Origin of the sequence: Bergeyella zoohelcum ATCC 43767, from assembly GCF_000301075.1 — a bacterium.
In the GTDB taxonomy this organism is placed as follows: Bacteria; Bacteroidota; Bacteroidia; order Flavobacteriales; family Weeksellaceae; genus Bergeyella; species Bergeyella zoohelcum.
On sequence record NZ_JH932296.1, the window covers coordinates 1 to 5,524 of the forward strand.

At 29.5% G+C, this 5,524-nt stretch carries 8 protein-coding genes and 1 pseudogene; all 9 read left to right on the plus strand.

All coding sequences use genetic code 11. The annotated features are described in order from the left end of the window. Positions 1–2,082: pseudogene (locus tag HMPREF9699_RS11345) on the plus strand (hypothetical protein); the annotation flags it as partial. A 17-nt stretch (positions 2,083–2,099) separates the two neighbouring features. Further along, positions 2,100–2,474: a hypothetical protein gene (locus HMPREF9699_RS10615; protein ID WP_002664687.1), complete on the plus strand. Its 375-nt coding sequence runs from the start codon at positions 2,100–2,102 to the stop codon at positions 2,472–2,474. Between the two features lie 44 nt (positions 2,475–2,518). Continuing rightward, positions 2,519–2,827, plus strand: a complete 309-nt coding sequence (locus tag HMPREF9699_RS10620; RefSeq protein WP_002664688.1) for a hypothetical protein — start codon at positions 2,519–2,521, stop codon at positions 2,825–2,827. A 145-nt stretch (positions 2,828–2,972) separates the two neighbouring features. Continuing rightward, positions 2,973–3,425 (plus strand): hypothetical protein, encoded by a 453-nt coding sequence (locus tag HMPREF9699_RS10625; RefSeq protein ID WP_002664689.1) that lies wholly within the window; start codon positions 2,973–2,975, stop codon positions 3,423–3,425. Positions 3,426–3,452: 27 nt separating this feature from the next. Then, the gene (locus tag HMPREF9699_RS11260; RefSeq protein ID WP_155799893.1) at positions 3,453–3,596 is read left to right on the plus strand and encodes a hypothetical protein; all 144 of its coding nucleotides are present in this window, start codon (positions 3,453–3,455) and stop codon (positions 3,594–3,596) included. Between the two features lie 121 nt (positions 3,597–3,717). Next, the gene (locus HMPREF9699_RS10630; protein ID WP_002664690.1) at positions 3,718–4,032 is read left to right on the plus strand and encodes a hypothetical protein; all 315 of its coding nucleotides are present in this window, start codon (positions 3,718–3,720) and stop codon (positions 4,030–4,032) included. A gap of 15 nt (positions 4,033–4,047) precedes the next feature. Then, a complete protein-coding gene (locus tag HMPREF9699_RS10635; RefSeq protein ID WP_002664692.1) occupies positions 4,048–4,275 on the plus strand; it encodes a hypothetical protein in 228 nt (75 codons plus the stop codon). Positions 4,276–4,277: 2 nt separating this feature from the next. Beyond that, the gene (locus HMPREF9699_RS10640) at positions 4,278–4,706 is read left to right on the plus strand and encodes a hypothetical protein (RefSeq protein WP_002664693.1); all 429 of its coding nucleotides are present in this window, start codon (positions 4,278–4,280) and stop codon (positions 4,704–4,706) included. 38 nt (positions 4,707–4,744) lie between these two features. Continuing rightward, positions 4,745–5,107 carry a CDI toxin immunity protein gene (locus HMPREF9699_RS10645; protein WP_002664695.1) on the plus strand — a complete coding sequence of 121 codons (363 nt, stop codon included), beginning with the start codon at positions 4,745–4,747 and terminating at the stop codon, positions 5,105–5,107. The last annotated feature ends 417 nt before the right edge of the window (positions 5,108–5,524 follow it).

Sequence of the window (5,524 nt, forward strand, 5' to 3'; positions counted from 1 at the left end):
TATTTAGCGGATACCAAAGTTAAAGTCAGCTTTAATAATATTAAACTCAATACCGATAGGAAACTTATAGAAGGTGTTATAGAAACAACTTATGACCCTACGGAAAAGAATATAGTAAATGTTGGAGATATATTAAATGATTTAGGAAATCTAATTGATGGAATTGTTAAAATCATAGACGATGCCATTGGAAATGATGGTATGTCTCAATCGGATTACGATAAACTTTTTGATGATGTTAACAACCTTATTGGAAAAAATAATCAAGATACTTCTTCTCTTTACGACCAAGGATTAATAACTCCTAAATTGAAAAAAGAAATAGAAGATTTAGAGCAGAAAATAAAAGACGAACTAAAAGACCTTACTTGTGCTGTAAAAGATGACAAAAAGAAAGGTTCCGATGAGGTTGCAGAAACAGATTGTATCCAAAAGTTAAAGAATTTAAAAGCGGATATAGAAGAGCTTAAATCAAAAAATGCGGAAAAAGATGAAATGCGCTGCATCTGGAACATTGCACCAAATGAAAACTTAAAAGGTAAAACCTATTATTTCCAAATATCTGAAAAAAACAACGATGGAGAAGGGAAAAAGTTATACAAACTAAAAGAAGGAGATTATCCTATATCTTTTAATAAAAACAAAGCTGTATACACATTTAAGAGTAAGGGTAAAATTTACAGACCATTTAGTGATAATTCTTATTACTTCAGTAATACGAGTGAAGATAAATATGTTTTCGAAACAGGAGACGCAAAGTCATTAGTAGATATAAAAATAGATGATAATAATGCCAATGCTGTAACTATAAATGGTGTACAAATTACTGCTCAACAAGATTGTACAGATGCAAAAGAAAGAGGTAAAGGTTTGTCAGAAAACTTAGTATTTAGTACAGTTGTAAAAGGCAAATACAGTATAAGCATAGAGCAAGATGGTAAAGGTAAGTTTATCTCTACTTTTAAACTTCTAGGCAAAGGAAATTCTAAAATATCCGATTCCCAAAAAACAGGGATTGAACAAGAAGTACAAAATTCTATAAATGCTGTTTTAAAAGATTTAAAAGACCCTAAAGACCTCAATAGTCTTTCAAATAAAACAGAAGTTACAGATTTTGGGTTCTATGTAAAACAGATGACAGGTAAAGAATGGATAGAGACTTTGTCTGATTTAGGAACCACAGTTTGGGAAGAAGCATCATTGCCAAAGAACTACTGGAATGAAGATGAAGCAGGATATACTAACTCTACTATCCGAATGCCTGCATTATTTACAGGAGTAGCAGATGGTGTTATAGGAGAAGTAACAAGCTACCCACAACTGATAAAATTAGGTTATGATGTAGCAACCAAAGAGGAAGTAAGAACAGGCTTGTGGAATAGTGTGAAAAATATAAGTCCTAGTTCTGTATATACACTTGCCGAAGGTGCTATAAAGGATAAAATTGCTAAATATAATTTTTCAGATAAGCCATATTTAGGATATTATGAAGTAAGTAAAGATGGTGTCCAAATTATCTCTATGGCAATGGGGGCAGGTTTTTTCAAGCAAGGCAAAAATGCTCTGAAAGAAGGAACAAAAGATGTTGCTGATAAGATAAAAAAAGAAGTAAAGAAAGACATAGAAAAAGCCTTTGTTAAGAATATAGATGGTGTTATTAACAACCTAAAGAAAAGAGCCAAATATATTTTAGAAGGAACAGGCGAATATCGCAGAGTAGGTGGACACCACCCTTTAGCCAAAAAAGCCTTTGAAGGAGTGGAAAACTATGATTATAAAAAGGCGTTTAGTATAAAACCTTCTTCTTTAGAAGATGCTTGGAAAACGGTAAATGCAGGTATACCACAAAATATACACGCTAAGGTTACAGGAAACCAAAATGCACTATATTCGGCTTGGCGAAAAGCTAATCCCCTTAAACAAATGGAAATAGGAGAAATGGCAGACATAGAAATAAAAGCAATGGTTAACGCAGGTATTCCAGAAGATATAGCCACAGGCTGGGTAGTAAAAGCCTTAGAAGACTTGCAGGCAAAGGGTGTTAAAAGTATTGCAAATATCCCTTGGAATGGTGTAAATTAATTTCTAAATATAATAATATGAAATCAAATAATAAAATTTTAAATGAATTTGGAAATATTCTAATCGAAAACGTTTATGATAATCAGCTTCGCTTTATAATGAATAGCATTAAAGATTTGTCTCAGACAGAGGGTTATAAAAATCTGTTTAAAGATATGAATGGGATTCAAAAAAAAGAAATTGAGAAATATACGAAAGAGATATTATCTGGGGCATTATTTGATTTTCTTAATTTATTAGAAGAAAATGATGAATATAAATTAATTTATGGTAATACGTGTGATAATCAATTAGATTTAAATAAGATAAGCGAAAATTTGAAAGCCGAACCAATTATTGAAAACGGCTGGATAGATCGGTTTAGTAAATATGCAGATGAAAGGGATAAATAGTAAAAAGTACTATACAAAATAAACTGGATAATTTGGAGGAGTTTATGAAAACTCCAGATTTTCTTAAAAAATTAGAAGATGGATTTGCAAAATATAAAGGAAAACTAAGCAGAGTCGATTGGGAAAGTAGATATAAAACTCTATATAAAAACAGAGAGATTGGAAAATTGACGGAAGAACAATTTCAATTATTAGAAGGTGGCTTAAAACCTAAAAAGGGTATTACAACCTCAGACGGGAAACGATACTTTGATAATGTTTTAGAAAACACAGCAAGAGAAGTAAAGTCAGGACCAATTACTCTCTCTAATAGTAAACAGCAAATATTAAAAGATATTGAAATTTTGAACTAGAATTTAACAAATAACCAGATTTCAAAAATAGAATGGCACTGCTTTAATGAAGTAAATGAAATTGAAATAAATAAATTCATTCAAGATAACTTAAGACAAGAATTAAAAAATACGGGAGTATTTAAGGTAATTAAATATTAAAATTATGGTGGTTTTAAACAACAAGAAAGAATTGCAGGATTTTATTGAAAAAAAAGATTTTTACATTGATTTTTTAATAAAAAAACTGAATGAATGCAATATAAAAGGTAATTGTATTGATGATTTTGAAAATAGAATTGATGAAATTGAAAATTTTTACCAAACATATTATTCCAAATTTAATGAAGAAGAGCGTAAACTATTACAATTATCATTTTGGGCTTTTTTCTCAAAAATCTTAATTAATAAATTAGGTGGGAAGTTGCAGATTGCACCAAAATCTGATTATTGTGCTGGAACACCACAGTTGATAGATTTCGGTAATAGATATAATAAAAATGGAAAAAGGCAATGGATGGGAATTGGATTCGACTCTTGGTTTAACGGTGTCGTTCAAGATAAACTATTAGGTTCTCTGGATGGAACTGTAAAGCATGTTATAGATTACTATAAATAAAATTGAATGATACTGTCTTGACAGTTTATGACCGGGAGGCAGTGGTTTACCACCATTGGTGATTTGGGAGCTTCAGTTTGGGAAGAAGCATCATTGCCAAATAATTACTGGAAAGAAGATGAAGCAGGATATACTAACTCTACTATCCGAATGCCTGCATTATTAGCCTAGAAAGTATAAAAATGCAGCAGTAGATTTTTATGAACAGAAAAAAGCGAACTATACTAGTGATAAATCTTACATTGTAAACCATACAGTAGGGAAAGATGGTGTAGAATTAGCGAGTATCCTAATGGGTACTGGAGGAATTAAAAAAGCGGTTAAAAATGTAGATGAAGGAGTTGAAAAAACAGGAAAAAAAATAAAAGAAGCAATTAAAAATAAGTTAGATGATATAGAAAAAGAATTTTTGACTAATACTTTTAAAAATTTATTAACCAATAAATTTAAAAATTATAAAGGGTTACTAAGTTTTGAAGATTGGTCAAAACGATATAAAACTTTGTATAAAAATCGGAAAATTGGAAAATTGACAGAAGATGAATTTCAACTTTTGGAAGGAGGTTTAAAGCCTAAAAAGGGTATTACAACCTCAGACGGGAAATGATACTTTGATAATGTTTTGGAAAATACGGCTAGAGAGGTCAAATCAGGTCCAATAACTCTTTCTAAATATAAAGACCTAATTTTAAAAGATATTGAGATATTAGAAAAAGAATTAACAAAAGATATTAATAAGATTGAATGGCATTGTTTTAATGATGTTGATGATAATGTAGAAGTATTTATTAAGCAAGAACTTAAAATTAGAAAAATGAATGAAAATTTATTTATCATTAAAAAATATTAAAAATGAATTTAGAATTAAATAAAAGAGAATACAATAGATTTATTAATGAAATACCTTCGTTACTAAAATCTTTAGAAGAAAAAATAAAGATGCGAGAAAAAGATTTTAAAATATCTTTTGAATGGGATAAAATCGATATCGTGGAAAAATATTTTAAAGATTTATATGCTATGAATGAAGAAGATATAAAAGAATTTTGGGCTTATATAAGTGAAGCAATAAGATTTTATGTAGGAGGAGATTATAAATTGGCTCCAAAATCTGAAGAAGCTGCCTTTACTCCAATAATTGTTAATTATGGGTTTAAAAAGAAATGGAAAATTAGATTATCCGCTGAAGTATGGAGATACAGATTAATAAATAATAATTTAACAAAAACACTATTGGAGCATATACAAAGTATTAATGAGGAATATGGTATTGAAAACTAAAAAAGAGAATTAGAAAACTTAAATAAATAATTAATTAAATGACTTTGTACGAGGAATGTTTAGAAGCATTGGGTGAATATGTGGAATTATCAGATAATCAATCTCAAATAATATTAGATGCAATCACTTCTCAAATAGAGTTTACTTGGTATGAAAGGATTGACTTTAATAAAATAGAAAATAAGAAAAGGATAAGTTCTTTTGACGAATTAAGAAATATAAAAGAAAAAGAGGTATATCTCTTTTGGGATATTGAAAAACATATATTAAAAACCAAATTAAGCAATATAGTAAATGCATGGGATGATGTTGAAGCGCTGGGAACTAGGGTGTGGATTATTAGTGTTAAAATGGATTTTTTTCTAGAATATTATGATGAATTATGGTTAGGCTATAAATAAAAGCAATGGTAAACGTAGGAATACCTGAAGATATTGCTACGGGCTGGGTAGTAAAAGCCTTAGAAGAGGTCATGTATCAGACTTGTGGGTTTTATTGTAAGACGCTGAATGTTAGATGTATTTAAAGTTACCAAACTATTAAAAATAAAAAATAAGGACGGGGTAAACTACCATAACAAAGAAAATAATAGAAAATAGATAACTTAAAATATTGAGACACAATATAGATGTATCAGACTTGTGGGTTTAAAAAAGAACTGAGTTTTTGAAAAAATTATTACACATATTATTTATATATATAGGCATAACCATAAGTATTGCCCAGCAATACCCAGTTCGTCTTATCCCTAGTATTTTTCAGCCGTATAGTTTAAAATTGGGGGACTATGCCACTAGTACAGAGCCTAAGCTCCAGCT

Coding starts and splice junctions, on each gene's coding strand:
- HMPREF9699_RS10615 (WP_002664687.1), top strand. CDS start 2,100: ATGAAATCAAATAATAAAATTTTAAATGAATTTGGAAATATTCTAATC.
- HMPREF9699_RS10620 (WP_002664688.1), top strand. CDS start 2,519: ATGAAAACTCCAGATTTTCTTAAAAAATTAGAAGATGGATTTGCAAAA.
- HMPREF9699_RS10625 (WP_002664689.1), top strand. CDS start 2,973: ATGGTGGTTTTAAACAACAAGAAAGAATTGCAGGATTTTATTGAAAAA.
- HMPREF9699_RS11260 (WP_155799893.1), top strand. CDS start 3,453: ATGACCGGGAGGCAGTGGTTTACCACCATTGGTGATTTGGGAGCTTCA.
- HMPREF9699_RS10630 (WP_002664690.1), top strand. CDS start 3,718: ATGGGTACTGGAGGAATTAAAAAAGCGGTTAAAAATGTAGATGAAGGA.
- HMPREF9699_RS10640 (WP_002664693.1), top strand. CDS start 4,278: ATGAATTTAGAATTAAATAAAAGAGAATACAATAGATTTATTAATGAA.
- HMPREF9699_RS10645 (WP_002664695.1), top strand. CDS start 4,745: ATGACTTTGTACGAGGAATGTTTAGAAGCATTGGGTGAATATGTGGAA.